22 protein-coding genes are annotated in these 25683 nt (G+C 70.8%); 16 read left to right on the forward strand and 6 right to left on the reverse strand.

All coding sequences use genetic code 11. The features are described 5' to 3' along the window. The first annotated feature begins 11 nt into the window (after window positions 1-11). The 3 genes from NAMU_RS00080 to NAMU_RS00090 are packed head-to-tail and all read left to right on the forward strand — an operon-like array spanning window position 12 to window position 2832. Window positions 12-746 (forward strand): glutamine amidotransferase, encoded by a 735-nt coding sequence (locus NAMU_RS00080; RefSeq protein ID WP_012813927.1) that lies wholly within the window; start codon window positions 12-14, stop codon window positions 744-746. Between the two features lie 3 nt (window positions 747-749). Further along, on the forward strand, window positions 750-1094 hold the full coding sequence (locus NAMU_RS00085) for a hypothetical protein (RefSeq protein WP_012813928.1): 345 nt from the start codon (window positions 750-752) through the stop codon (window positions 1092-1094). 49 nt (window positions 1095-1143) lie between these two features. Beyond that, window positions 1144-2832: a glycerol-3-phosphate dehydrogenase/oxidase gene (locus NAMU_RS00090; protein ID WP_012813929.1), complete on the forward strand. Its 1689-nt coding sequence runs from the start codon at window positions 1144-1146 to the stop codon at window positions 2830-2832. Between the two features lie 64 nt (window positions 2833-2896). Here the strand turns inward: NAMU_RS00090 and NAMU_RS00095 are convergent, their stop codons facing one another. Continuing rightward, a complete protein-coding gene (locus NAMU_RS00095; protein ID WP_012813930.1) occupies window positions 2897-4240 on the reverse strand; it encodes an amidase in 1344 nt (447 codons plus the stop codon). A 292-nt stretch (window positions 4241-4532) separates the two neighbouring features. Between NAMU_RS00095 and NAMU_RS00100 the strand changes: the two genes are divergently transcribed. The 5 genes from NAMU_RS00100 (at window position 4533) to NAMU_RS00120 (ending at window position 9752) form a co-directional block, all read left to right on the forward strand. Then, a complete protein-coding gene (locus NAMU_RS00100; protein ID WP_138179856.1) occupies window positions 4533-4931 on the forward strand; it encodes a hypothetical protein in 399 nt (132 codons plus the stop codon). Window positions 4932-4952: 21 nt separating this feature from the next. Beyond that, the gene (locus NAMU_RS00105; protein ID WP_012813932.1) at window positions 4953-6122 is read left to right on the forward strand and encodes a winged helix DNA-binding domain-containing protein; all 1170 of its coding nucleotides are present in this window, start codon (window positions 4953-4955) and stop codon (window positions 6120-6122) included. 85 nt (window positions 6123-6207) lie between these two features. Further along, a complete protein-coding gene (locus tag NAMU_RS00110; RefSeq protein WP_012813933.1) occupies window positions 6208-8226 on the forward strand; it encodes an alpha/beta-hydrolase family protein in 2019 nt (672 codons plus the stop codon). Window positions 8227-8331: 105 nt separating this feature from the next. Further along, window positions 8332-9447, forward strand: coding sequence for a WD40/YVTN/BNR-like repeat-containing protein (locus NAMU_RS00115; protein ID WP_012813934.1), 1116 nt, complete (start codon window positions 8332-8334; stop codon window positions 9445-9447). Beyond that, the gene (locus NAMU_RS00120; protein WP_012813935.1) at window positions 9444-9752 is read left to right on the forward strand and encodes a MoaD/ThiS family protein; all 309 of its coding nucleotides are present in this window, start codon (window positions 9444-9446) and stop codon (window positions 9750-9752) included. Before NAMU_RS00115 ends, NAMU_RS00120 begins: the two co-directional genes overlap by 4 nt. 46 nt (window positions 9753-9798) lie before the next feature. Here the strand turns inward: NAMU_RS00120 and NAMU_RS00125 are convergent, their stop codons facing one another. Next, complete coding sequence (locus NAMU_RS00125) at window positions 9799-10182, reverse strand: hypothetical protein (RefSeq protein ID WP_012813936.1); 384 nt, start codon at window positions 10180-10182, stop codon at window positions 9799-9801. 109 nt (window positions 10183-10291) lie between these two features. Between NAMU_RS00125 and NAMU_RS00130 the strand changes: the two genes are divergently transcribed. The 5 genes from NAMU_RS00130 to NAMU_RS26860 all read left to right on the forward strand — a co-directional run bounded on the left by NAMU_RS00130 (window position 10292) and on the right by NAMU_RS26860 (window position 17278). Then, a complete protein-coding gene (locus tag NAMU_RS00130) occupies window positions 10292-11191 on the forward strand; it encodes an AEC family transporter (RefSeq protein WP_012813937.1) in 900 nt (299 codons plus the stop codon). Window positions 11192-11275: 84 nt separating this feature from the next. After that, complete coding sequence (locus NAMU_RS00140) at window positions 11276-12166, forward strand: neutral zinc metallopeptidase (RefSeq protein ID WP_281023790.1); 891 nt, start codon at window positions 11276-11278, stop codon at window positions 12164-12166. Window positions 12167-12400: 234 nt separating this feature from the next. Next, entirely contained in the window at window positions 12401-14872 is a 2472-nt protein-coding gene (locus NAMU_RS00145; RefSeq protein ID WP_052307715.1) for a glycogen/starch/alpha-glucan phosphorylase, read from the forward strand. Between the two features lie 72 nt (window positions 14873-14944). Then, window positions 14945-16081, forward strand: a complete 1137-nt coding sequence (locus NAMU_RS00150) for an OmpA family protein (RefSeq protein WP_012813940.1) — start codon at window positions 14945-14947, stop codon at window positions 16079-16081. A 354-nt stretch (window positions 16082-16435) separates the two neighbouring features. Continuing rightward, window positions 16436-17278 carry a hypothetical protein gene (locus tag NAMU_RS26860; RefSeq protein WP_012813941.1) on the forward strand — a complete coding sequence of 281 codons (843 nt, stop codon included), beginning with the start codon at window positions 16436-16438 and terminating at the stop codon, window positions 17276-17278. 50 nt (window positions 17279-17328) lie between these two features. Here NAMU_RS26860 and NAMU_RS00160 read toward each other — a convergent pair whose 3' ends face one another. The 3 genes from NAMU_RS00160 to NAMU_RS00170 all read right to left on the reverse strand — a co-directional run bounded on the left by NAMU_RS00160 (window position 17329) and on the right by NAMU_RS00170 (window position 21299). Next, the gene (locus NAMU_RS00160) at window positions 17329-18000 is read right to left on the reverse strand and encodes an acetate uptake transporter (protein WP_012813942.1); all 672 of its coding nucleotides are present in this window, start codon (window positions 17998-18000) and stop codon (window positions 17329-17331) included. 250 nt (window positions 18001-18250) lie between these two features. Further along, on the reverse strand, window positions 18251-19876 hold the full coding sequence (locus tag NAMU_RS00165) for an AMP-binding protein (RefSeq protein ID WP_012813943.1): 1626 nt from the start codon (window positions 19874-19876) through the stop codon (window positions 18251-18253). A gap of 223 nt (window positions 19877-20099) precedes the next feature. Then, window positions 20100-21299, reverse strand: coding sequence for an acyl-CoA dehydrogenase family protein (locus NAMU_RS00170; RefSeq protein WP_012813944.1), 1200 nt, complete (start codon window positions 21297-21299; stop codon window positions 20100-20102). Window positions 21300-21520: 221 nt separating this feature from the next. Between NAMU_RS00170 and NAMU_RS00175 the strand changes: the two genes are divergently transcribed. The 3 genes from NAMU_RS00175 to NAMU_RS00185 all read left to right on the forward strand — a co-directional run bounded on the left by NAMU_RS00175 (window position 21521) and on the right by NAMU_RS00185 (window position 25014). Next, a complete protein-coding gene (locus NAMU_RS00175; protein ID WP_217180678.1) occupies window positions 21521-22063 on the forward strand; it encodes a MarR family winged helix-turn-helix transcriptional regulator in 543 nt (180 codons plus the stop codon). Further along, a complete protein-coding gene (locus NAMU_RS00180) occupies window positions 22060-23685 on the forward strand; it encodes a DHA2 family efflux MFS transporter permease subunit (RefSeq protein ID WP_012813946.1) in 1626 nt (541 codons plus the stop codon). Before NAMU_RS00175 ends, NAMU_RS00180 begins: the two co-directional genes overlap by 4 nt. A 234-nt stretch (window positions 23686-23919) precedes the next feature. Further along, entirely contained in the window at window positions 23920-25014 is a 1095-nt protein-coding gene (locus NAMU_RS00185) for an IS110 family RNA-guided transposase (protein ID WP_052307717.1), read from the forward strand. A gap of 83 nt (window positions 25015-25097) precedes the next feature. Here NAMU_RS00185 and NAMU_RS00190 read toward each other — a convergent pair whose 3' ends face one another. Continuing rightward, a complete protein-coding gene (locus NAMU_RS00190; protein WP_012813948.1) occupies window positions 25098-25601 on the reverse strand; it encodes a hypothetical protein in 504 nt (167 codons plus the stop codon). Window positions 25602-25683 lie beyond the last annotated feature (82 nt).

The following is a 25683-nucleotide window of genomic DNA, read 5'->3' on the forward strand; positions in this document are numbered from 1 at the left end:
CTTCGTCTCTCGTGAAGCCCTTCCTGCTCCTGGCCATCCGCGCCGAGCACGTCGCCGCCGACGACGAGTATGCGGCGATGCTGCGCCGGACCGGCCTGCCCGAGCACGAGCTGGTCCGGATCCGGCTGGAACGTCAGCCGTTGGGCGGGATCGACCTGGACGACTGGTCCGGCGTGATTCTGGGCGGCGGGCCCTACCAGGCCAGCGATCCGCCGGAGACGAAATCGGCCACCCAGCACCGGGTGGAGGCCGAGCTCAGTGCCCTGCTGGACGAGGTCGTCGCGCGCGACTTCCCTTTCCTGGGTTGCTGTTACGGGATCGGCACGCTGGGCCGGCACCAGGGGGCCGTGGTCGACCGGACCTTCGGCGAACCCATCGGCGGGATCCGGGTGCGCGTCAACGACGCGGGCCGCAGCGATCCGCTGCTGGCCGGCGCCGGTCCCGAATTCGGCGCCTACGTCGGGCACAAGGAGGCCATCCGCGAGTTGCCAACGCACGCGGTGCCGCTCGCGTCCTCGGCTGATTGCCCGGTGCAGGCGTTCCGGGTCGGCACCCGCGTCTACGCCACCCAGTTCCACCCCGAGCTGGACCTGGACGGACTGGCCACCCGGATCGAGGCGTATCGCTATGCCGGCTACTTCCCGCCCGAGGAGGCGGACGCGGTGCTGGCCGCCGCTCGGGCCAGCGGCATCACCCAGACCCCCAACCTGCTGGGCCGATTCGTCGAACTCTTCGCCCGGGACTGACCGATGGACCTGGCCGAACGGGTGGACCGGGCGGTGCGCCGGATGCCGCCGGGCGTGCGCGCGCTGACCGCCAGCCAGGGCGATCGCACCGTTGCCCACCACTGGTCGCCGCCGGAACCGACCGATCTGCGTTCGCTGACCAATGGGTATGGAATCTGGAGTTGCGGGGACGGACGGTACTTCGGTGACGGAACCGGCGGCCAGTACCTGGTCGTCGATCCGGAGCGGGAGCTCGCGGTCACCGTGCTGTCCGGCGATTCGCACATGGACGCCATCCAGGACGCTCTCGCCCCGCTGGTGCGGCGGGCGGCGCCGGCCGTCTCCCGCCCGCCCGGCGACGGTGGTTGACTGGCCGGGCAGCTGACCCAGCAAGGCCACCGACGTCCGAGGACGAGTCATGTCTGACCCCATGAGCACCACCGATCCCAGCCGCCTGAACCGGGCTCAACGCCGGCGCAGCCTGGACCGGGCCACCGGCGACCAGTACGACGTGCTGGTCATCGGGGCGGGGGTGACCGGTGCCGGGTGCGCCCTGGACGCCGCGACCCGCGGCCTGCGGGTGGTGCTGGTCGAGGCCGGGGACATCGCCATCGGCACCTCGTCGCGGTCCGGCAAGATCTTCCACGGCGGGCTGCGCTATCTCGAGCAGTACAACTTCGGCCTGGTCGCGCACGCCATCGTCGAGCGGGACCTGCAGGTCAAGACCCTGAGCCCGCACCTGACCCGGCCCGAGCCGTTCCTGTATCCGCTGAGCAAGCACTGGGAGCGCCCGTACGCCGGGGCCGGGATCCTGCTGTACGACATCTTCGGCCTGCGCGGCCGCGGCGTGCCGCGGCACCGGCACCTGACCCGCGGCGGGGTGATCCGGCACGCCCCGTCGATGGATCCGGACGTGATCACCGGCGGCATCCAGTACTACGACGTGCGGATGGACGACGCCCGGCACACCCTGACCGTCGTGCGCACCGCGGCCGCCTTCGGCGCCGAGGTCATCACCGACGCACCGGTCGTCGAGCTGCTCACCGCCGGCGACCAGGTCGTCGGCGCGGTGATCACCGACGGGCCGGGCGGGGCCCGGCACGAGATCCGGGCGAAGGTCGTCGTCAACGCCGCCGGCTCGTGGGCCGCCGACCTGCAACAGCTGGCCGGGCGGCACACGTTCGACGTGCAGCCGTCCAAGGGCGTGCACCTGCTGCTGCGGGGCGACGCCATCGACGCCGCCACCGGGATCCTGGCCCGGGCCAGCGATTCGGTGATCATCGCCCGCCGCTGGTGGGACTACTGGCTGGTCGGCACCACCGACACGCCCTGGGACGGTGATCGGGGCTCGCCCCGTCCCGAGGTCGACGACGTCGAGTACCTGCTGCGCGAGCTCAACCACTTCCTGCGCCGCAAGGTGCAGCCGGACGATGTGCTCGGGGTCTACGCCGGGGTCCGGCCGCTGCTCCGGCCGGTGGCGACGGGCGCCGACACCGACACGACGTCGGCGCTGTCCCGGGACCACTCGGTGATGCCCGGCCCGGACGGCCTGATCACCATCGTCGGCGGCAAGTACACGACCTACCGGTTGATGGCCCAGGACACCATCGACGCGGCGGTGGCCACCGGCCGGCTCGGTGACGTCCCGGCCGGCATCACCACGACGACCCCGCTGCTCGGCGCGGCCGGCTGGGCCGGGTTGCGCAACCGGGTCGGCGCCCTGGCCGCCGAGCACGGCCTGAGCGCCGCGCAGATCGAGCGGCTGCTGAGCCGGTACGGCAATCAGATCCACGACGTGCTGGCCGCGGGCGCCGACGACCCCGCGCTGATCGTCCCGCGGCCGGACTGGGCCGGGTACCTGCCGGCCGAGCTGCGGTATGCGGTGACCGCCGAGGGCGCGCTGACCCTGACCGACGTGATGATGCGGCGGACGCACCTGGCCATCGAACTGCCCGACGGCGGCCACGACGCCGCACCGGCGGTGGCCGAACTGCTGCGGCCGGTGGCCGGCTGGGACGGGCCCGCGGCGGACCGCCAGGTGGCCGCCTACCGGGCGGCGGTCGCGGCCGACCGAGAGGCGCTGCACACCGTGCAGGCCGGCCGCTGACCGGACCTGAATCGGGAACCTGAATCGGAGTCCGACCGGTCACCGATGGGTCCGGCGCCGCCGGTCAGGCGGGCCGCCAGGCTCGTTCCAGGGCCGCGGCGACGTCCAGCACGCCGCGCTCGGCCACCCGAACGCCGACGACCTGCACGCCGATCGGCAGCCCGTCCACCGGCGCCGGGACCGACACCGCCGGCCAGCCGGTCAGGTTGAACGGGGAATTGAGGGCGAGCAGGGCCGGCCGGACCGGCACGTCGGTCCCGTCGATCCGGGTGGTCGGGGCGCCGATCGGGGTGGCCCGGATGCGGGTGGTCGGGAGCACCAGCACGTCGACCCCACCCCCACCGGCCCCCCCGCCGGCGCCGTCGAGCGCGGCCCGCAGCGCAGCCACCAGCCGGTGGCGCGTGCGCTGCGCCCCGATGTACTCCCGGGCCGGCCGGTCGGCGAAGCCGAGCAGCCGTTCGCGGATGAGCGGCTGGTAGTCCTGTCCTCGCTCGGCCAACCATCCGGCGTGCGTGGTGTAGGCCTCGTTGCCGACGATCACCGGGTAGGCCGCGACCAGCTCCTCGATCATCGGGGTGCGCACCGCCACCGGTTCGGCGCCGGCCGCGGCCAGCACCTCGACCGCGGCCGTGGCCCACGGGTCGATGGCCGGATCGGCCGCCCGCCAGTAGTCGTCGACGAGCACGCCGACCCGCAGTCCGGCGATCCGGGCCCCGGCGTCCGCGGTTCCGCCCAGCACCGACCAGGCCAGCTGCGCCGCGGCGACGTCGGTGGTCAGGAACCCGACGTGGTCCAGGGACTCGGCCAGCGGGAACACCCCGTGGGTGCTCAACCGGCCGTACGTCGGCTTGAGCCCGACCACGCCGCACAGCGCGGCCGGCGTCCGGACGCTGCAGCCGGTGTCGGTGCCCAGCGCCAGCGGCAGGTAACCGGCGGCCACCGCGGCCGCCGATCCGGACGACGAGCCCCCGGTGATCCGGGTCGGATCGTGCGGGTTGTGCGCGGGCCCGGTGGCGGCCGCGTCGCCGGTGGGACCGTGCGCGAACTCCTGGGTGTGCATCTTGGCGACGACGATCGCACCCGCCGCCCGCAGCGCCGCGACCACCGGGGCGTCGGCGTCGGCCGGCGGTGCGTCGTCGAGCACGTGCGACCCGCAGCGCGTCGGCAGGCCCTGCACGTCAATGAGATCCTTGACCCCGACGGCGATTCCGTGCAGCGGGCCACGCCAGTGCCCCTGGGCCGCCTCATCGGCCAGCCGGCTCGCCTGGGCCCGGGCCCGGTCGGCGTTCAGGGTGATCACCGTGTTCAACCGGTCCCCGGACAGGCGAGCGAGCACGTCGTCGACGTGCTCGGTCGGTGACAGCTCACCGGAGCGGAAGGCGGCCCCGAGGCCGACGAGGTCGTTCATGGCCCCCACTGTGCCCGATGGTCCCCGGGCTGGTCCCGCGTGGGCCCGATCGCTGGGCGCCGTGTTCATCGTGAAACATCGTGAAACGGTTCGCCCCGGACTGGTTCGCCCGGCCGGCGCCCGCCCGGGCGGGGGCCCTCCGTCGCCGCACATCCGCACCGCCGACCCGGCCACAGGTTGCTGTGACGAGGGCAACAGGCGGTTCACCCAGGAGAAACATTCCCGTATTCGTCCGAAAGCGATTCTCGTTCACTCTGAATCGGAAGACGAGATGTCACGAAAGGGGCAACCCGTGAACGTGCCGGAGAATTCGAACGAGCAAGGTCTTCCGTCGATGGTCGCCGAGCCGATCGGTGAGGCAAAAAGCAGTGGGCTCAGCGCCTTTGGTCGTTCCGTCCCCGGTTCGACGAGCCCGGTCCCGGCCGCGGAATCCGCGACCGGACGGCCGGCCGACCGGCCGCGCCAGTTACGCATCGGGGACCGGGTTCGGTCATTCGTCGACGATGTCTGCGTGAGTGTCGGGCTGACCGGATTGGTGGTCAATGTGGCCCCCCCGCGTTATGGCGCGCCGGCCCGGGCCCGAATCCTGTGGGACAACGAGACCGTCTCCATGGCCGATGCCCACACCTTCGAGGTCCTCGTCGAGGGCGAGGCGACCGCGGCCCAGGACGACGACTCCCGCGTCGCCTGACCCCACAGGTAGCGTCGGGCGGTGGCCCTGACCCACCGCCAGCTCAACCGCGCCACCCTGGCCCGGCAACTGCTGCTCGGCCGGGAGCGGTGCGGCGTCGCCGACGCGGTCGGCCGGGTCGTGGCGTTGCAGGCGCAGGACGCCGCCTCGCCCTACCTGGCTCTGTGGAACCGGATCGAGGCTTTCGACCCCGACGATCTGACGGCTGCGTATGCCGACCATCGGGTGCTCAAGGCCCCGCTGATGCGGATCACCCTGCACGCCGTGCGGGCCGAGGACTATCCGGCGTTCCGGCGGGCCATGATCAGCTCCCTGCGCGCCTCCCGCGTCGGCGACCGGCGCTTTCGCGGGCTCGGCATCGCCGTGGAGCAGGCCGACGCGCTGGTGCCCGACTTGCTGACCTTTTTGCGCGAACCGCGCACCAACGCCGAGATCGACGGTTGGGTGCGGCAGCGGTGCGGCGAGCTGCCGGCGCCCGGGGTGTGGTGGGCGCTGCGGACCTACGGACCGTTCGTGCATGCCCCGACCGGCGGCCCGTGGTCGTTCGGGCCGCGCCCGGCGTACCGCGCGGCCCCGGCCGTCCCTCTCGGCCGTCATCTCGGCGGAACCGATCAGGCCGGCGATCGCACCGGTGAACAAGCCGCGATCCGGTCGCTGATCGGCCGTTATCTGGACGGTTTCGGACCGGCCGCGATCGCCGACATCGCCCAGTTCACGCTGCTGCGGCGCAGCGTCATCCGGGACGCGGCGGCCACCATGGACGACCTGGTGGCGATGACCGGGCCCGAGGGCGGTGCGCTGCTGGACCGGCCGCCGGGCCCGCTCCCGGATCCCGACACCGTGGCCCCGCCGCGCCTGCTGGGCATGTGGGACAACGTGTTGTTGGCCTACGCCGACCGCAGCCGCCTGATCCCGCCGGCCTACCGGCGCCACGTGATCAAACAGAACGGTGATGTGTTGCCTACCGTGCTGATCGACGGTCAGGTCGCCGGGACCTGGCGGCCGGTCGACGGCCGGATCGAGATCGGAGCCTTCCACCCGCTGACCGAACCGGACTGGGCCGCCCTGGAGGTCGAGGCCGCCGCCCTGCACGCGATGCTGGCCGACCGCGAACCGCCGATCTACCGGCGCTTCGCGCACTGGTGGGTCAAGGGTCTGCCGATCGAGCAGACCCGCCGATTGGCCGGATGACCCGATTCGAACGGTGCCGACGCGCCGCGGACCCGAGAGGATGCCCGAGCCACCTCGGGCACCGAGCGTTCGGAACGGGAGCGTCATGGGACTGCAGCAGTGGGCGGCCAAGCTGGCCGGGCCGGGCGATCAGACCGGCCTGCTGGTCGCGGCGGCCATCGCGCCGGGCACGTTCGAGCCGTCCCTGGTCCCGCGCAGCCTGCCGGACCAGGCGATCGTCACCGGTATCGGCACCACGCTGTCCTACGTCCTGACCGTCGCCACCCAGGACAGCATCGAGGCGTTGGCCTCGGGCCTGGCCGGCCGGGTGGGTCGCGGCAGCGCGCCCACCCGGCAGCGGCGGGCCGCGCTGCTGATCGACCTGGCCGTCATCCCTGTCGGGCTGGCCGCCGCCGGGGCGCTGCGCCGCCGGCCGCAGGAGTCCACCCTGCGCGGGGTGGCCCGGCAGGTCGCCTGGCGGACCGGCGTCACCGGCCTGGGCGCGAGCCTGTTCACCCTGACCGAACTGGGCCTGACCGCCGCGGACGGCGCGCTGGGCGCCGGCGGCCGGATCGCCCGGATCCCGCTCGGTGCGCCGGTCGGTCTCGGTGTCGGGCTGGCCCTGGAGGCCTACCGGCGGCGCGGCCTGCCGGCCGAGCCGGTCACCACCGACGCGCCGGCGACCGAGCCGCTGCGGGCGGCGGTGGCCAGCGTGGGCGTGGTCGGGATCGTCTCGGTCGGCGCGCTGGCCCAACGGCTGCTGGCCGACGGCACCGCCGCCCTGCTGGCCGGCGTGCTGCCGGGCGGCCGGGTGGTGTGGCGGCCGATGGGACACGTGCTGACCCTGGCCGCGGTGGCCGGGGCGGGCACCGTCCTGTGGCACCGGGCGATCCGGTCGATCGAGGCCGGCACCAACGTGATCGAGCCGATCATCGACGACGAGGGCGGCCGGCGATGGGTCGGCGAGCACGCCAGCGGGTCGGCCAACAGCCTCATCCCGTGGGCCACGCTCGGCCGCGAGGGTCGCCGGCACGTGCTGCTCTACCCGCGGCCGCAGCCGGTCCGGGACCTGCCGGTGAGCCTGCCCGACCTGGCCATCAGCTCGGTGATGGGCGAGCCGGCCGCCGCCGAACCGGCCCTGGTCTACGTCGGGCTGGACAGTGCGCCGACCGCCCAGGCCCGGGTCGACCTGGCCCTGGCCGAGATGGATCGGGTCGGCGCCTGGGACCGGTCGCTGATCATGCTCTGCTCGCCCACCGGCTCGGGCTACCTGAACTACTGCGCGACCGCCGCGGCGTCCTACCTCACCCGCGGCGACCTGGCCATCGTGACGATGCAGTACTCCAAGCGGCCGTCGCCGCTGTCGCTGTTCAAGGTCAAGGATGCCCGCGAGCAGAACCGGTTGCTCTGGCTGGCGATCAGCGCCCGGCTGCGGGAGCGGTCCGGTCCCCGACCCCGGGCGGTGCTCTTCGGGGAGAGCCTGGGTGCTCACACCAGCCAGGACGTGCTGCTGCACTGGGGCACCCTGGGACCGCAGGCCCTGGGCATCGATCGGGCGTTGTGGATCGGCACGCCGTACGGCAGCGGCTGGATGCACCAGGTGACCGGCGAACCCCGACCCGACGTCGACCCGAACCTGGTCGCCATGGTGAACGACTTCGAGCAGCTGCAGGCGCTGCCCGAGAGCCATCGGGCCACCCTGCGGTATGTGATGGTCAGTCACGACAACGACGGCGTGACCAAGTTCGGCGCCGACCTGCTCACCCGCCGCCCGGCCTGGCTCACCGACGCGCGGCCGGCGGTGCAGATCGTGCCCGGGGCCAGCCCCCGCGGGATTCCGGCCCGGCTGCGATGGCGGCCGATCACCTCGTTCCTGCACGGGCTGATGGACATGAAGAACGCCCAGAAGATGCAGGGTTACCGGGCCTGGGCCCACGACTACCGTCCCGACATCGCCCGATTCGTCGCGCAGGTCTACGACCTGCCGGCCACCCCGGCGCAGCTCGCGCGGATCGAGACCGCGCTGCAGGCCCGCGAGGAGATCCGGGACCGGCTGCTCTCCCAGCATCTGGACGCGATGACCCCATCCCCCGATCGGTTCGTTCCTCCGGCGCCCGAGCGATGAGAACGAGCTCCCGTCGGGGTCTATGGGAGGGGCCGGCCGACGGCTAGCCTCGATCGTGGACAACGACGCCTGCCCGGTTCGGCCCGGGCGGTAAAGGAGAGTCCGATGACCGGAGTACGAGTCCTGGTCGGCACCCGCAAGGGCGCCTTCGTGCTGACCGCCGACGGGTCGCGCCGCGACTGGCAGGTCAGTGGGCCGCATTTCGCCGGCTGGGAGATCTATCACGTGGCCGGGTCGCCGGCCGAACCGAACCGGCTCTACGCCTCCCAGTCCAGCGGCTGGTTCGGCCAGGTCGTGCAACGCTCCGACGACGGCGGCCGGACCTGGGCCCCCCAGCCCGGCACCTTCAGCTACGAGGGCGAAGTGGGCCCGCACCAGTACTACGACGGCACGCCCCGGCCCTGGTCGTTCACCAGGGTCTGGCACTTCGAACCCACCCGGGAGGACCCGGACACGGTGTACGCCGGCGTCGAGGACGCCGCGCTGTTCCGGACCACCGACGGCGGTGCGAGCTGGCAGGAACTACCCGCCCTCCGGCAACACCGGACCGGCCCCGACTGGGCCCCCGGCGCCGGCGGGATGTGTTTGCACACGATCATTCTCGACCCGAAGAAGGCGGATCGGATCTACGCGGCGATCTCCGCGGCCGGGGTCTTCCGCAGCGACGACGCCGGCGCGAGCTGGCGGCCCATCAACCAGGGCCTGCATTCGGAGGGGATCCCGGACCAGCAGGCCGAGGTCGGCCACTGCGTGCACCATGTCGCCCAGCATCCCGACCGGCCGGACGTGCTGTACATGCAAAAGCACTGGGACGTCATGCGCAGCAATGACTCCGGTGAGTCATGGACCGAGATCAGCGGAAACCTGCCGACCGACTTCGGCTTTCCGATCGCCGTGCACGCCCACGAGCCGGACACCGTCTACGTGCTGCCGATCACCAGCGATGCCAACCACGTCGTGATGGACGGCAAGCTGCGGGTCTACCGCAGCCGCACCGGCGGCCACGAGTGGGAGCCGCTGACCGCCGGGCTGCCCCAGCAGAACTGCTACGTCAACGTGCTGCGGGACGCGATGGCCGTCGACACCCTGGACGAGTGCGGGCTGTACTTCGGCACCACCGGCGGGCAGGTCTACGCCTCGGCCGACTCCGGCGACAGCTGGGCTCCGATCGTCCGCGACCTGCCGGCGGTGCTGTCGGTGGAGGTGCAGACGCTGCCATGACCACCACCGCGATCAGAGTGATCCTGCCCGCCCATCTGCGGGAGCTGGCCCATGTGCACGGCGAGGTCGAACTCGACGTCGACGGACCGGTCACCCAGCGCAGCGTGCTGGATGCGTTGGAGGCCCAACTGCCGGTGCTGGTCGGCCGGGTGCGCGATCACCAGACCCAGCAGCGTCGGGGCTTCGTCCGCTTCTACGCCTGCCAGGAGGATCTGTCCCACGAGCCGCCGGACGATCCGTTGCCGGCGGCCGTCGCCCAGGGCCAGGAGCCGTTCATGATCGTCGGTGCGATGGCCGGCGGCTGAGCGCACCGAGCGGCCGGCCATCGCCGCGCTCACCCGAGACCGGCCGTCACAGCAGGCGGGGCTGGCTCTCGGCCGGGTCGGCGGGACGCTCCGCGCCGGCCGCGGTGGCGGCCTCCAGCAGGTGCCGGGCGCGCCGGCCCAGGTCGCCGAGGTCGACCCGACCGGCCTCGGCGGCCTTGGCCAGGCGTTCGGCCAACTCCAGGGCCTCGTCCAGCAGGTACGACTGGGCCGCGCGTTCCTGGCCCATGTCGCCCAGGATCGTGCGCTCGGTCCGGGACGCGATGATCGGGTTGCCCAGGCCGTCGACCCAGACCTGCGTGCGCCGGCCCTCGCCCCGGTCCTCACCGCGGATCGGTTCGAGCGCGAAGATCTTGTCCGATCGGGCGTACTTGCCGAAGCCGAGAAACACCATGTGCGGGTCGGTCGCCATGACTCAGCGTATCGGCGGGCCGGATCGCCCACCCAGCGGAACTCGGTCGGCGTCCGGGCGGCCTCGTCCACGATGATCGACCGGTGACGGTCGGGACGGGTCCACGCTAATGGGCGAGACCCTGCTCAAGGTCCTGCCGGTCATGCTCGGCTTCGTCGGGGGCTTCCTGCTGCGCCGATTCCGGGTCGCCGAGCCGCGCGACGGTGACTTCCTGTTCCGGCTGGTGTTCTACGTCTGCGTGCCGGCGCTGATGTTCGCCTCGCTGTCCACGGTGCAGATCACCGCCGCGCTGGCCGTGTTCCCGCTGTCGTCGGCCCTGTTCACGCTGGTCGGGTTCGTGCTGGCCCTGCTGACCGCGCGCCGGCTGCACTGGGACCCGACCCGGTCGGCGGTGCTGATGTGCGGCTGCATGATCGCCAACAGCGGCTTCGAACTGCCGTTCATCCAGGCCCTCTACGGCGCCGAAGGGGTCGTCCGGATCGCCGCCTTCGACGCGATGAATACGGCCCTGACCTTCAGCTTCGCCTACCTGGTGGCCGTGCGCGGCAACCCGAACCGGCGCCGCGGCGGCGGGGCCATGATCGGCCGGTTGGCCCGCAGCCCGGCCCTGTGGGCGATCGCGCTGGGCCTGGCGGTCAACCTGATCGCGGTGCCGGTGCCCGCGCCGATCCACGACTCGCTGGCGGTGTTCGGGGCGGCGACCGGGTTCATCATCCCGTTGGCCGTCGGCATCCTGTTCCAGCCCTCGGGCGGTCAGGTGGGCAAGGCGGCGGTGATGGTCGGCGTCCGGCTGGCCGCCGGCCTGCTGGTCGCGGTCGGCCTGGTCCTGGCCTTCGACCTGCAGGGGCTGGACCGCACGATCATGCTGCTGCTCGGGATCGCCCCGATCGGGTTCTCGACCGTCACCTTCGCCTCCCTGGAAAAGCTCGGCGAGAAGCTCGCGGTCACCGCCTTGTCGTTGTCCCTGTCGCTGAGCCTGGTGCTGTCGATGGTCGTGACGGTGATCTGAACGGCCTCGCGGCCGATCACCACCACTCTTTCGGATGAAGAAGCCACGTTCAGACGCAGCGAACCACTACTGCCCGATCATTCATTGCAGCGGTGCGGGTCGATCGGGGGTGCATCGGTGGGACGTCCCAGACTGATGGCAACAGTGCTGCCGAGGGGGCTGGCGCTGAGCGTGGTGGCGATCGTGGGCCTGGCCGGATGCAGCCAGTCGACGACCGGAACCCCCGCGGCCGGTGCACCCGCGACGTCGTCGTCGGCCGGCCCGACGAGCAGCTCGGATCCGACCACGAGTGCCGCGGTGGGGGTGGCGGTGGACGCCGGCGTCGTCGAGACCTCCGTCCTGCGGCCGATGCAGGTCGAGTCCGACGACTTCTGGGAGGAGATCCTCGCTCTGGCCGGCTCGTCGGCCGGCGTCAGTGCGCCGATGTCGTTCCTGGCCGAATCGGAAACGCTCGACTGCGGCGGCGTCGCCCTCAGTGGCACCGACCACTTCGGCCCCACGTATTGCGCGGCGCAGGATGAGATCGTCGTCTCGGCGACGTTCATGGCCGATCTCGGTGCTTCCCAGGTCCTGCAGGCCGACGGGACGTTCGTCGACCCGGCGGATGACGTCGGGGTCTACTTCCTGCTCGCCCACGAGTGGGGCCACAACATCATCGGCGAGTTGGTCGCCGAGAAGCAGGCCGATCTCACCCTGGTTCCGTCCCAGCAGGTCGAGCTGGCCGCGGACTGCCTGGCCGGGCTGATGATCGCGGGGGTGCCGCGGGTGTTCGCGGTGAAGGACACCGAGGCCGTGCTCGGGTACGTGCCGGTCGTCGGGGAGCGCTTTGCCGGGATCTCCGGCTCGCCGGCCGCGCGCCAGGCGGCCATCGAGGTCGGGCTGGCGCCCGACTACGAGGACCGGGCGCAGTTCGTGACCGGTCTGGACCAGTGCCTGTCCAGCCAGGCACCCCAGCTGGCCAAGGCGCTCGGGTAGCCCGTCCGCTCAAACGGTCGCGCCGACCAAAACCGTGGCCCTCGTCACACCGACGAGTGTCCCCACCCACGGGGCGACCTCCGGCGCACCGCGCGGGACCGGCCCGCGACCACCCGGTCGGCCGGCCAGTGTCGCCGGTGACGACGACGTGCGCGTGCCGGCGACCCGAATTCGACGCCCGGATCGGGTCGTTGTTACCGCACGCGTCACAAACCATGGCTACTATCCGCGCTCGTGACTAAATCGAGTCGACCCGCGATCGTGCCGTCCGACCTCGACGATGTCGAGCGGTTCACGGAGGAGTTCCTCAAGCGCCTGCAGTTCGGGCAGGGCGTCGCGCTGCCGCGGGCGACCAAGAACGATCTCTATTACGCGCTCGCTCGTACGGTTCGCCAGCAGCTGATGGCCCGCTGGTTGGAGACCGTGCAGCGACAGATGCAGGCCAAGGCCAAGGTCGTGGTCTACCTGTCCGCCGAGTACCTGCTCGGCCGGCAGCTGGACAACGCCCTGCTGGCCTCCGGGCTCACCGACACCGCCGAGGCGGCGATCGACGGCCTGGGCCTGGACATGCAGACCATCCGGGACACCGAGGTCGAGCCGGGCCTGGGCAACGGTGGCCTGGGCCGCCTGGCCGCCTGCTTCATCGACTCGCTGGCCACCCTGCGGATCCCGGCCATCGGTTACGGCATCCGCTACGAGTACGGCATCTTCCGGCAGACCTTCGAGGACGGCCACCAGGTCGAGCAGCCCGACTCGTGGCTGACCCTGGGTTCGCCCTGGGAGTTCCCGCACCCGGAAATGGGCGTCAAGGTCCCCTTCGCCGGCCACACCGAGAAGTACCTGGGCGAGGACGGCCGGGAGCGCACCCGGTGGGTCAACGACTGGGAGGTCATCGGGGTCCCCTACAACTACATGGTCCCCGGCTACCGCACCGGCAACGTCAACACGCTGCGGCTGTGGAGCGCACGCGCCACCCAGGCGTTCGACCTGCACGTGTTCAACAACGGTGACTACCTGCAGGCGGTCCGCTCGCAGGCCTTTGCCGAGAACATCAGCAAGGTGCTCTACCCGGAGGACTCCACCCCGCAGGGCAAGGAGCTGCGGCTGCAGCAGCAGTACTTCTTCGTCGCCTGCTCGCTGCGCGACTTCCTGACCAACGTCATGGGCCCCGGGTTCGACCCGCGCAAGCTGCCCGAGCGGGTGATCTTCCAGCTCAACGACACCCACCCGGTGATCGCCATCCCCGAGCTGATGCGCATCCTGGTCGACGAGAAGGACATCCCCTGGGACGAGGCGCTGGACATCTGCCGCCAGTGCTTCGCCTACACCTGCCACACCCTGCTGCCCGAGGCGCTGGAGGTCTGGCCGGTCGAGCTGCTGGGCCGGCTGCTGCCGCGGCACCTGGAGATCATCTTCCGGATCAACGACGACTTCCTGGCCGAGCTGCGCGAGGCGTACCCGGACGACGAGCTGCGGGTCCGCAGCATGTCGATCATCCAGGAGCACCCGGAGCGGGCCGTGCGGATGGCCTACCTGGCCACGGTCGTCGGCGCCAAGGTCAACGGCGTGGCCGAGCTGCACAGCCAGCTGCTGCGGGACAAGGTGCTCTCGGACTTCTCGGCGTACTGGCCGGACAAGTTCACCAACGTGACCAACGGGATCACCCCGCGCCGCTTCATCGGCCTGGCCAATCCGGCCCTGACCGAGCTGATCACCGACACCATCGGCGACGGCTGGCTGCGCGATCTGGGCCGGCTGGTCGAGCTGGAGCCGCACGCCGACGACCCGGCCTTCCTGGACGCCTTCGCCGCCATCAAGGTCGGCAACCGCAAGCGGCTGGCCGGCCTGCTGGAGCGGCGGGACGGCATCGTGCTGCCGCAGGACGCCATGTACGACGTGATGGTCAAGCGACTGCACGAGTACAAGCGGCAGACACTCAAGCTGCTGCACATCGTCACGCTCTACCAGCGGCTGCAGGAGAATCCGGACCTGGACATCGTGCCCCGGGTGTTCCTGTTCGGGGCCAAGGCGGCCCCCGGATACTGGATCGCCAAGCAGACGATCGCGCTGATCAACGCGGTCGGCCGGGTCATCGACAACGACCCGATCGTGGCCGGGCGGCTCAAGGTCGCCTTCCCGGCGAACTACAACGTGACGCTGGCCGAGACGCTGATCCCGGCGGCCGACCTGTCCGAGCAGATCTCGCTGGCCGGCAAGGAAGCCTCCGGCACCGGCAACATGAAGCTGGCCCTGAACGGGGCGCTGACCATCGGCACCCTGGACGGCGCCAACGTGGAGATCCTGCAGGCGGTCGGCGAGGAGAACTTCTTCCTCTTCGGGCTGACCGAGCCGCAGGTGCATGCCATCTACGAATCCGGATACCAGCCGCGCGAGTATTTCCAGAACAATCCGGAATTGCGCAAGGCCCTGGGGGCGATCGCCTCGGGCGCGTTCTCCGACGGCAATCGGGAGGCGTTCGCGCCGATCGTCGACTCGCTGTTGCACGAGGACCGGTTCCTGGCCCTGGCCGACTACCAGAGCTACATCGAGGCGCAGGATCGGGTCGATCTGGCCTACCGGGACACCCGGGCGTGGAACCGCAGTGCGGTGCTCAATGTGGCCCGTTCCGGCTTCTTTTCCAGCGACCGGTCGATCCAGGATTACCTCGACCGGATCTGGAATGCCTCACCCGTGGACGCCAGCTGACGGAAGGTTCATTGCGGTTGAGGGATCTCTCAACTCCGGTTCCGGGCCCCCATTCGTGGCTAGCCTGAGGCCATGAGCCGGAGACGAACGCCCCCGACCCTGCCCGTACGCCTGCCCATCCTGGCCGCCGCGGTCGCCTTGCTGACGCTCACCGCGTGCAGTTCGGGCGGCTCGAGCGGATCCGGCGAGTCGTCGGCGGCGCCGACCAGCGCGGCGCCGGTGACGGTGGCCGGCAGTGTGGTCAGCACCGCCGGCTCCTCGAACGAGGCGCAGATCGTGGTGCCCGAGGTGGTGGCCGCCCAGTGGGCGGCCCTGGGCTCGGGCAACGGCGTCGAGTGGGTCGCGGTGGCCGGTGACGGCACCACCAGCACCACGCCGGTGGCCGTCGCGGACGCGGACGCCACCTCGGCGTTCACCGCGCAGCTCAACGCCCTGCAGGCCGCGTCCCCGGGCCGGGATGCCCTGGCCGGCCTGGATGCCGTGGCCTCGCCGGCCGGCTCCCCGGTCTGGGTCTTCTCGCCGCTGCTGGACACCCAGGGCGCGTTGGACATGAACCTGCTGGCCTTCGACCAGTCGCCGCCCGATGTGGTGAGCGCCGCGACCGCGTCCGGGGCTCTGCCCGACCTGACCGGCCGTGAGGTCAACTTCGTCGTCACCCCGGTCGCCGGGCAGCAGAACGCGCTCTCCGACGTCCAGGTGGGCTACCAGCACGCCATCTGGGAGGGCATCGCGACCGCCGCCGGCGCGTCCACCGTCACCTTCTACGACGGCACCGGGACCGGCGCCGGGACCGGCACCATCCCCGCGGTCGCCACCCCGGACCCGACCGACAAGATCTCCTCCGAGGGCTCCGGCCCGACCCGGACCTGCACCCTGCCCACCCCGGCGCTGTTCCTGCCCAACCAGGCCGCGCTCATCGACAAGGCGGCCACCCTGACGGCGCTGAGCGAGTGTGTCGGCACCGTGGACCCGAGCACCAAGATCAGCGTCGAGGGGCGCACCGCGGCCGTCCCCGGTGGGGATCCCCAGGGCGCGATCGACCTGTCCACCCAGCGGGCCACCGAGGTGGCCGTGCTGCTGCAGGAGGTCGGGGTGCCGGGCGAGAACATCACCTCGGTGGTCGGCCTGGGCGACTCCTCGCCGCTGGTGCAGCCGGCCAGTGATCCGGAGAACCGCTCCGTGGTGGTCACCTTCACCTCCACCGGCTGATCGCCGGAAAAACACCGATCAACGGTCCGGCACAATCGCCGGCGGGGCGGATGCATTCGCGAGAATGCATCCGCCCCTCTTTTCTGTCCCCGACAGGCGCATCGGCGAACGGGTGGCCACAGCCCATCCGGCGCCAATAATCGGGGATCAATGGGCGATGGCCGATTACTGCGCGTGGTCCGAGCCGAACCCGTCCGGCCCCAAAGCGTGAAACCGTTCGACGCGACTTCCCGGATGGGCGACCTGGCTGCATTGGATTGCATATCATCACCGCCGGCCCCCGTGGCCGTCGCTGCACCAGTGCACCACGGTCCCAACGGAGGGAATGAAAGTGCTCAGGATTTCGCCTGCCGGGTGGCAACCCGGGAATTCGAGGTCGATTCGACGTGCGCGGCCGGCGCGGGCGTCCGGTCGACCGACGCGAACGGCCTGATGGGGTACCCGCCCGTCGAGACCGCCCGCCGCGCTGGCGGCGACCGCGGTCCGACGCCCCCGGCGAGCACCCGATCGCCGGCGAATCCGGCGCCGGCGGCTCGGCCCGCCCGCCCGGGCAACCGGGGCGAGAAACTGCGGCTGACGGTCGCCCTGCTGCTCACCGTCGGTGCCGTCGTGCTGCTCGGCACGATGGACGACTCGTCGGACTCCGCGCAGGCCGGTGCGGTCCGGTGCGAATCGAGCGACCCGGTGGCCGACCTGAGCCCGGTGCAGAGCCGCAACGCGCGGATCGTCACCGGGGTCGCCCGGGAGCGCGGACTGGATCAGCCGGCCGCCGAGATCGCGGTGGCGACCGCCCTGGCCGAGACCGGCCTGATCAACTTCGCCAACGACGGCACCTCCGAGCTGTACGCCTCGGAGATCAACCGTCCACTCACCGACATCGAGCGGGAGGTGGCGCGGCGGTCATTGGACTACCCGCACGACGAGGTCGGCAACAACCTGGACTCCATCGGCCTGTTCCAGCAGCGCCCGACCACCGGGTGGGGGGCGCCGGAGAAGCTGATCGACCCGGCATCGGCGGCCGGCCTGTTCTACGACAAGCTGCTGCGGATCGAGAACTGGCCGTCCGGGGTGCCCTGGCAGGTTGCCCAGAAGGTGCAGAGCTCGCCGTCGGCCAACGGCGAGATCTACCAGGCCGCCTACGCCCGTGCGGTGACCGTGGTCGGCGCCCTGTGGGCCGAGTCCGGCTGTCCGGCCTGACCGGGCGGCGCCCCGATGGTTCCGGTGCGCCGCCCGGGCCCATGGTGCGCTCAGCCCACCAGTGACTTGTTGGGCAGGACCGGCCGGCCGAAGGTGGAGCTGAGCACGCCGGCCAGGCACAGGTACCAGGCCATCGCTCCGGCCAGCAGGCCGGCGAAGCCACCGGCCCGGGTCAGGCCGGTGATGCCGTTGAGCGCGCCGAATCCGAGCAGGAAGAACGCCACCACGACGACCGCGAACAGGGCGGCCAGCACCGCGGTGGTCCGCAGCGAGCCCAGGAACATCAGCACGGTGAAGATGCCCCAGCAGATCAGCAGCCAGCCGGCGGCGACACCGTGCTGCTCGGCCGGGATGCCCCCGGCGTAGAAGGTCAGGTAGGCCCAGAACGAGAGCCAGAAGGCGCCGTAGGACGTGAACACCGTCGCGCCGAAGACGTTGCCCTTCTTGAATTCCCACATGCCGGCCAGCAGTTGGGCGAGGCCGCCGTAGGCCAGGGCCACGCCGAGCACGACCGGTTCGGCGGCCACCGGCATCAGGCCGGAATTGGCCAGGCTCAGCAGGAACGTGGTGAGCGCGAAGGCGGCCAGCCCCAGCGGGGCGGGGTCGGCGATCAGTTGGACCTGGGCCGAGGCCATCTCCCGGGCCTGGGCGACCCGTCCGGCGGTCGGGTCGGCGAGGTCGGGCATCAGGTCGGCATTGGGGTGGTCGACGATCGTGGTCATGAGCTGACTCCTGGGTTGGGGGGAGCTGCGGATGGGGTGCGGCCCGGATCGGGCCGGTCTTGGCGAGCGCTCGAGTGTCGCGCGGATCAACTGCGGCTGCGCGGATGAAACAGCAGTGCTTGTGACGCCTGGGACGGGAGTCGACGACTTGATCCGCGCAGGGGGTCTGTCGGCGCCGCCGCCAATGCGGTGGATGGGCCGGATCGGCCGGAGTTCGGCCCGCGGCGCCGCTGGGGCGCCGCGGCAGCGGCTACGGGGCGGTGGCGAGCACGCGAGCGGCCGGGTCGGTCGCCCGCAGCTCGTTCTTGCGGATCTTGCCGGTGGCGGTCCGGGGCAGGACGTCGACGAAGATCACCTCGTCCGGCACCTTGAACTTGGCGATCAATCCCTTGACGTGGTCCAGGATCGCGGCCGAGCTGACCTCGACGCCCGGCCGCACGACGACGAACGCCCGCGGCCGTTCGCCCCACTTCACGCTGGGCATGCCGATCACCGCGGCCTCGGCCACGGCCGGATGGGAGAGCACGGCGTTCTCGACCTCAATGGTCGAGATGTTCTCGCCACCGGAGATGATGATGTCCTTGGCCCGGTCCTTGAGCTCGATGTACCCGTCGGGGTGCATCACGCCCAGGTCGCCGCTGTGGAACCAGCCACCGCGGAACGCCTGCTCGGTGGCCGCGTCGTCCTTGAAGTAGCCGGCCATCACATTGTTGCCGCGCAGGACGATCTCGCCGATCGTGATGCCGTCCGCGGGCACGTCGACAAGTTGCTCGTCGACCACCCGGGCCGACTCGGCCTGCAGCATGCCCACGCCCTGCCGGGACAGTCGCCGGGCCCGATCGGCCGGCGGCAGGTCGTCCCACTCCCGCTGGTACTCGCAGATGGTGAACGGCCCGTAGACCTCGGTGAGCCCGTAGACGTGCACCACGGTCACGCCCAACCGGTCGAGCTTCTCGATGACCGTCGGCGACGGCGGTGCCCCCGCGGTGGTGATCCGCATCGGCCGGTCCAGCGGATGGGCCTGCCCGGCGTCGGCGATGATGCTGCACACCGTCGGAGCGCCACACAGGTGGGTCACGCCGAGCCCGTCCAGGGCCGACCAGACGGCGTCCGCCCGGACGGCGCGCAGGCACACGTGAGTGGCGCCGGCGCCGGTGACCGCCCAGGGGGTGCACCAGCCGTTGCAGTGGAACATCGGCAGCGTCCACAGGTAGACCGAGTCCCCGGTGAACTGGTTGTGCACGATCTCGCCGAACGAGTTCAGGTAGGCGCCGCGGTGGGTGTACATGACGCCCTTGGGTTTTCCGGTGGTCCCCGAGGTGTAGTTGATCGAGATGACGGTCCGTTCGTCGGCCACCGTCCACGGCAGCGGGGCGGCGGCCGGGTCGGCCTCGGCCAGGAACGAGGCGTACGACTGCTGGCCGACATCCAGGCCGCTGGCGGCCAGACCGAATTCGGCGTCGGCGATCTCGATCACCCCGGTCAGGGCGGGCGCGGCGGCCAGCGAGTTGCCCACCGTGGCGACCAGCTCGGCGTCCACGAACAGCAACTTGGCCTCGGAATGGTTGAGGATGTAGTCGATCTCGGCCTTGGCCAGCCGGGAGTTCAGGGCCACCAGCACTCCACCGGCCAGCGGCACCGCGAAGTGCGCGATGAGCATCTCGGGCACGTTGGGGGCCAGGAACACCACCCGGTCGCCCGGCTCGATCCTGGCCCGCAGCGCCTGCGCGAGACGTTGGGCGGCGTCGGCAAATTCGGCGTAGCTGTAGCGGCGGGCGCCGTAGACGATGGCCGGTTTGGTCGGATACACCTCGGCCGAGCGCTGCAGGAAACGCAAGGGGGTGAGCGGGGAATCGTTGGCGGTGGAGCTGATCATGACGGGACTCCTTTGTCGGGCTGATCGTCGGTCGGGCTGATCGTGTGGTCGGGCCGATCGGTCGGGGGACCGGTCGGGATCGGTCAGGGGATCGGTCGGGAGATCAGGACTGCGCGGATGAAGTCGTTGACTCAAGGCCCATGCGTCACATCCGGGGCCGGATGATCCGCGCGGCGGTAGTTGATCCGCGCGGTCAGGCGAAGGCGGTCGTTGATCCGCGCGGTCAGGCGAAGGCGCTGATGCCGGTCAGGTCGCGACCGATGAGCAGGGCCTGGATGCTCTCGGTGCCCTCGTAGGTGTGCAGGGACTCGACGTCGGCCATGTGCCGGATGACGTGGTTCTCCAGCAGGATCCCGTTGCCGCCGAGCATGTCCCGGGCGATCGCGGCCAGCTCGCGGGCGCCGCGGGTGTTGGTGTACTTGGCCAGCGCGGCCTGGGTGGGGGTGAGGGTGCCGGCCTGGTCCAGGGCGGCCAGGTGCCGGCAGGTCAACTGCATGGTGGTCAGGGTGGCCAGCATCCGGGTCAGCCGTTCCTGCACCAGCTGGAACGAGGCCAGCGGTTTGCCGAACTGGATGCGGGTCCGGGAGTAGGTCAGCGCCGCCTCGAACACCGCGGTGGCGTGCCCCAGCGCGGCCCAGGCGACTCCCAGGCGGGTGGCCAGCAGCACCCGGGAGGCGTCCTTGAAGCTGTGCGTGCCGGGCAGCACCGCGTCCAGCGGCACCCGCACGTCGGTCAGCGTGATGTGGGCCTGATGGATGGCCCGCAGCGAGGCCTTGCCCCGGATCGTCTCGCCCCGGTACCCGGGGGTGTCCTGCTCGACCAGGAAGCCGCGGACGTGACCCTGCTCGTCGCGGGCCCAGACCACGGTGACGTCACCGACCGAACCATTGCCGATCCAGCGCTTGCACCCGTTGATCACCCAGCCGTCACCGTCACGGACCGCGGTCGTCTCCAACGCCACCGAGTCCGAACCGTGAGTCGGTTCGGTGAGGGCGAACGCGCCCAACTTCTCCCCGCGGGCCAGCGGGACCAGCCACCGCGCCTGCTGCTCGGCGCTACCGAACAACGCGATGGAGCGCAGGGCCAGACCGCCCTGGACGGCAATGACGGTGCCCATCGACCCGTCTCCGCGGGAGATCTCCATGTTGACCAGGCCGGCGGCCAGCGGCGACATCGGCGTCAGGCCGGGTCCGACCACCCCGTCGGTGAGCAGGTCCAGCTCGCCCAGCCGGCGGGCCAGGTGAAGCGGGTACTCGCCCTGGTCCCACGCCTGGTTGACCTCGGCCAGGGTGTCCTCGGCGAAGGTCCGGGCCCGCTTCCAGAACAGCCGATCCGCCTCGGGAACGTCGGCGAAGACCGCGTAGTAGTCGGTGTCCAGGGCGGTCGGGGGGCTGTCGTGGTCGGGCGCCGTCGGCATGGTCATCAGCGGGATCCTCGTCGTCGAGTGGGAGTGAAGCGGGGGAGCGGCTGGACTTCTCTATAGTGACTGAGACTGAGTGCCAAGACAATGGAATCGCGTCTCATGTGAGCAGACCCACGTGGGTACCGATGAGTGCCGGGGGGTGGCCGAGTCGACTACGGGTGCGGATCAGTGGCCCGATCGTGATTGACGTCAATAGTTGCGTGGGTGATACCTTCACGTCCGTGAAAGCAACCTGTGCCGAGGTGCTGCTGGACGTCCTGGAGGCGTTCGTCGGGCATCTGCACTGCGGCGCCCAGAACGGGGGCATCGACGCCCTGCGGACCGCGGACCTGACGTTCTCGCAGATCCGCACGCTGCTCACGCTCACCCAGAACCCGGAGCCGGTGCCGATCCACGAGATCGCCACCAGCCTGGAGCTGTCCGTGGCCACCGCCGGTCGCAACGTCGATCAGCTGGTGCGGGCCGGCCTGGTCGAACGGCACGAGGACGATCTCGATCGCCGGATCAAACGGATCTCGCTGAGCCCCGCGGGGCTCGACCTGATCGCCACCTTCAAAGCCGGGCAGCGCCGCTCGGCCCTGCGCATCCTGTCCGCCGTCGGCGTCGACGAGACTCGACGGCTGATCGATGCCCTGCGGCCGGTCGTGGAAAAACTCGGTTGCCCGAGCCGGCCCCACCCGGAAGCCTCGCTCCCGGAAACGCCGCGGCCGCAGACCCCGCAGCCATCCCCGTTCCCCCCGTTACGGCAGGAGATCCCTGTATGAGTCCCAAGCATGCCGCCCCCGAACCCGGGGCGGTCGACGGGAGCGCCCCGCCCCCCCAGTTGACCAAGAACCAGTTGACCAAGAACCCGGCCCCCACCCCGGTCGCTGCCGACGACGACAAGCTGGACGGCACCGTCTGGCGGATCGCCGGCGTCGTGGTCCTGGGCGCGATCATGTCCATCCTGGACGTGACCGTGGTCAGCGTTGCGCTGCCGACGTTCCAGACCACCTTCGACGCCAGCTACGCCACCGTCGCCTGGACGATGACCGGCTACACGCTGGCCCTGGCCACCGTTATCCCGCTGACCGGCTGGGCGGCCGACCGGTTCGGCACCAAGCGCCTGTACATGCTGGCGTTGACGTTGTTCCTGCTCGGCTCCATCGCCTGCGGTCTGGCCTGGAGCATCGAGTCGCTCATCGCCTTCCGGGTCCTGCAGGGCCTGGGCGGCGGCATGTTGATGCCGCTGGGCATGACGATCATGACCCACGCGGCCGGCCCGCACCGGATCGGCCGGGTGATGGCCGTGCTGGGCGTGCCGATGCTGCTCGGCCCGATCTTCGGCCCGATCCTGGGTGGCTGGCTGATCGAGACCGCCAGCTGGCATTGGATTTTCTTCATCAACGTGCCGATCGGCATCGTCGCGCTGATCGCCGCCTGGCGGGTGCTGGCCAAGGACGAACCGTCGCCGTCGGAATCGTTCGACTTCGTCGGCATGCTGCTGCTCTCGCCCGGTCTGGCGCTGTTCCTGTTCGGCGTCTCGACCATTCCCGAGGAAGGCACCTTCGCCTCGGCCAAGGTGATCATCCCATTGGTGGTCGGGCTGCTGCTGATGACCGGCTTTGTCTTCCACGCCCTGCGCCGCCAGGATCACCCGTTGATCGACCTGCACCTGTTCAAGCGCAAGCAGATGTCGGTCTCGGTCATCACCATGTCGCTGTTCGCCATCGCGTTCTTCGGCGCGATGCTGCTGCTGCCCACCTATTTCATCCAGGTCCGGGAGGAGAGCACGCTGACCGCGGGGCTCCTGCTGGCTCCGCAGGGCATCGGCGCCATGCTGACCATGCCGATCGCCGGTCGCCTGACCGACAAGATGGGTCCGGGCAAGTTCGTCATCACCGGCCTGTTCCTGATCCTGATCGGGATGAGCGTGTTCACCCAGATCAGCTCGACCACGCCGATTCCGCTGCTGCTCGGGGCGCTGTTCATCAACGGCCTGGGCATGGGCATGACGATGATGCCGATCATGACGGCGGCCCTGGCCACCCTGCGGCACGCCGAGGTGGCCCGGGGCTCGACACTGATGAACATCGTGCAGCAGTCGGCCGCCTCGGTCGGTACCGCGGTGATGTCGGTCATCCTGACCAACCAGTTCCTGAGCAAGCCGGCGATTCAGGCGGCCAAGGCCGCTCAGGAGAATCCGGCGGCGATGGCCAACGTGCCGCCGGACGTGCTGGCCCAGGCCAAGGCCCAGGTGCAGGAGCAGATGGCCGAGGCCTTCGGCACCACCTTCTGGGTGGCGCTGGCCATCCTGGTGGTCACCCTGATCCCGGCGTTCATGCTGCCCCGCAAGGCCCGGGAGACCGTCGGCGAGGAGCCGGCGGCGCCGGTGGTCCTGCACTGACAGTGAGGATGTAGGGGTGGATCGCCGTCGAGCTTCGGCTTGACTCGTGCCCTGACTGACCGTGGTGTCCTGAACGGGATGTGTCGGCCGGGGTTCGGCGGCGATCTCGGCACCTGCCGGACGGGCGTCGTGACCTTATAGGAGCCTGGCCAGAGGCCCCGTCACTGTCTTGTCCGCCCGCCCGACCGGCGCGTGCCGCCCTTCCCGGTTCAGCGACAGGACGGCAGGTCAACGATGACAGCAGTACAAGCGGAGCGACAAGCAGACTCATCGGCGGTCGAGGTGGTCGGCGGTGTGGACACCCATAAGGACACCCACACCGCGGCAGCGGTGGACACCGCGGGGCGGGTGTTGGGGTCGGCCCAGTTCCCCACCGACGCCGCCGGCTACCGGGCGTTGCTACGGTGGCTGCGCGGGTTCGGGACGCTGCTGCTGGTCGGTGTCGAGGGCACCGGTGTCTACGGGGCCGGCCTGGCCCGATTGCTGGCCGCCCAGGGCGTGGCCATGGTCGAGGTCGACCGGCCCGACCGCAAGGCCCGCCGGTGGCAGGGCAAATCCGATCCCGTCGATGCCGAGGCTCCGGCCCGGGCCGCGTTGGCCCGGGTGCGCACCGGGCTGCCCAAGCATCGAGACGGTCGTGTCGAGGCGCTGCGGGCATTGCGGGTGGCGCGCCGTTCGGCCGTCGGGCAACGCGCTGACGTGCAGCGACAGATCAAGGCGCTGATCGTCACCGCACCGGAATCGCTGCGCGCCCAGCTGCGGGCGTTGCCCGACCGAGAACTGATCAAGGTCTGCGCCGACCAGCGGCCGGACCGTGCCGGTGCCGGCGATCCGGGCACGGCCACCAAGATCGCGCTGCGCTCTCTTGCTCGGCGCCACCGGGCGCTCAGCGTCGAGATCGCCGATCTCGACGAGCTGCTCGGTCCGCTCGTGGCCCAGATCAACCCCGGGCTGCTCGCACTCAAAGGCATCGGTCCCGACGTGGCCGGGCAGATGCTCGTCACGGCCGGCGAGAATGCCGACCGCCTCACCAACGAGGCCGCCTTCGCGATGCTGTGCGGCGTGGCGCCCTTGCCTGCTTCGTCGGGCAGGACGACCCGGCACCGGCTCAACCGCGGCGGAGACCGAGCCGCCAATAGCGCACTCTGGCGCATCGTCATCACCCGCATGGCCACCGACCAGAGAACCAAGAACTACATCGCCCGACGCACCGCCCAGGGGCTGACCAAGCCCGAGATCATCCGCTGCCTCAAGCGATATGTCGCCCGAGAAGTCTTCCTCGCGCTTACGTCCGCGTCCGCAGAAAAACGACCCGCCAAAGCAGCTTGACAACCATAGGAGCATCCCCCGATCCGGATCGCCGGCGGCGGGCCCGTTCCCAGTGGGGGCGGGCCCGCCGTCGTCCACCGCTGTCAGCGCTTGATCTCCACCAGCAATACCCAGGCGTTGGTCATGCAGGCGAAGGTGCCGGTGACGAACGTGGCGGCCAGCCAGTACAGGCCACCGCCGGCCTCGACGGCCAGGCTGATCCCGGCCACGATGAGGGTCGCGCACGGGATCAGCATGACGAGCAGCGGCTGCACCCGGTACATGAAGGCGTTGAGCTGCGGGTCGGCGTCGTTCCGGGGCCGCAGCGCGGTCGCGCTGAAGATCGTGACCGTGACGCCCATCAGCGCGATCTCGGCTCCGAGCAGCCACAACGGCTGGCCGGGCACCAGCACGACCATGCCGGCCAGCAGCAGGACGCCCAGCATCACCACGGTCGACGCGGCTCGACCGGGCAACCGGCGCATCCGGACGATCTCGTCGACGTTGATCGACAGGGCGACGAAGAACAAGCCGGCCAGTGCGGCCATCGCGCCGACGACGGCGACCATCAGCTCGGTCCAGGGTTCCACGTCGTAGGCGACTGACATCGGCTCATTCTCGACCACCGGCCGGTGCCCGGCCGGACCGGACAGGGCTCCAGCGGCCAGCGGTCTGAGAATCCTCTGATCC

This window comes from Nakamurella multipartita DSM 44233, from assembly GCF_000024365.1.
Lineage (GTDB): Bacteria > Actinomycetota > Actinomycetes > Mycobacteriales > Nakamurellaceae > Nakamurella > Nakamurella multipartita.

What these genes read in the sequence shown, in the direction of transcription:
- NAMU_RS00190 (WP_012813948.1), bottom strand. Translation starts at nt 25,601, where the DNA reads ATGTCAGTCGCCTACGACGTGGAACCCTGGACCGAGCTGATGGTCGCC.
- NAMU_RS00120 (WP_012813935.1), top strand. Translation starts at nt 9,444, where the DNA reads ATGACCACCACCGCGATCAGAGTGATCCTGCCCGCCCATCTGCGGGAG.
- NAMU_RS00180 (WP_012813946.1), top strand. Translation starts at nt 22,060, where the DNA reads ATGAGTCCCAAGCATGCCGCCCCCGAACCCGGGGCGGTCGACGGGAGC.
- NAMU_RS00150 (WP_012813940.1), top strand. Translation starts at nt 14,945, where the DNA reads ATGAGCCGGAGACGAACGCCCCCGACCCTGCCCGTACGCCTGCCCATC.
- NAMU_RS00170 (WP_012813944.1), bottom strand. Translation starts at nt 21,299, where the DNA reads ATGACCATGCCGACGGCGCCCGACCACGACAGCCCCCCGACCGCCCTG.
- NAMU_RS00090 (WP_012813929.1), top strand. Translation starts at nt 1,144, where the DNA reads ATGTCTGACCCCATGAGCACCACCGATCCCAGCCGCCTGAACCGGGCT.
- NAMU_RS00130 (WP_012813937.1), top strand. Translation starts at nt 10,292, where the DNA reads ATGGGCGAGACCCTGCTCAAGGTCCTGCCGGTCATGCTCGGCTTCGTC.
- NAMU_RS00125 (WP_012813936.1), bottom strand. Translation starts at nt 10,182, where the DNA reads ATGGCGACCGACCCGCACATGGTGTTTCTCGGCTTCGGCAAGTACGCC.
- NAMU_RS00185 (WP_052307717.1), top strand. Translation starts at nt 23,920, where the DNA reads ATGACAGCAGTACAAGCGGAGCGACAAGCAGACTCATCGGCGGTCGAG.
- NAMU_RS00110 (WP_012813933.1), top strand. Translation starts at nt 6,208, where the DNA reads ATGGGACTGCAGCAGTGGGCGGCCAAGCTGGCCGGGCCGGGCGATCAG.
- NAMU_RS00160 (WP_012813942.1), bottom strand. Translation starts at nt 18,000, where the DNA reads ATGACCACGATCGTCGACCACCCCAATGCCGACCTGATGCCCGACCTC.
- NAMU_RS00095 (WP_012813930.1), bottom strand. Translation starts at nt 4,240, where the DNA reads ATGAACGACCTCGTCGGCCTCGGGGCCGCCTTCCGCTCCGGTGAGCTG.
- NAMU_RS00165 (WP_012813943.1), bottom strand. Translation starts at nt 19,876, where the DNA reads ATGATCAGCTCCACCGCCAACGATTCCCCGCTCACCCCCTTGCGTTTC.
- NAMU_RS00085 (WP_012813928.1), top strand. Translation starts at nt 750, where the DNA reads ATGGACCTGGCCGAACGGGTGGACCGGGCGGTGCGCCGGATGCCGCCG.
- NAMU_RS00115 (WP_012813934.1), top strand. Translation starts at nt 8,332, where the DNA reads ATGACCGGAGTACGAGTCCTGGTCGGCACCCGCAAGGGCGCCTTCGTG.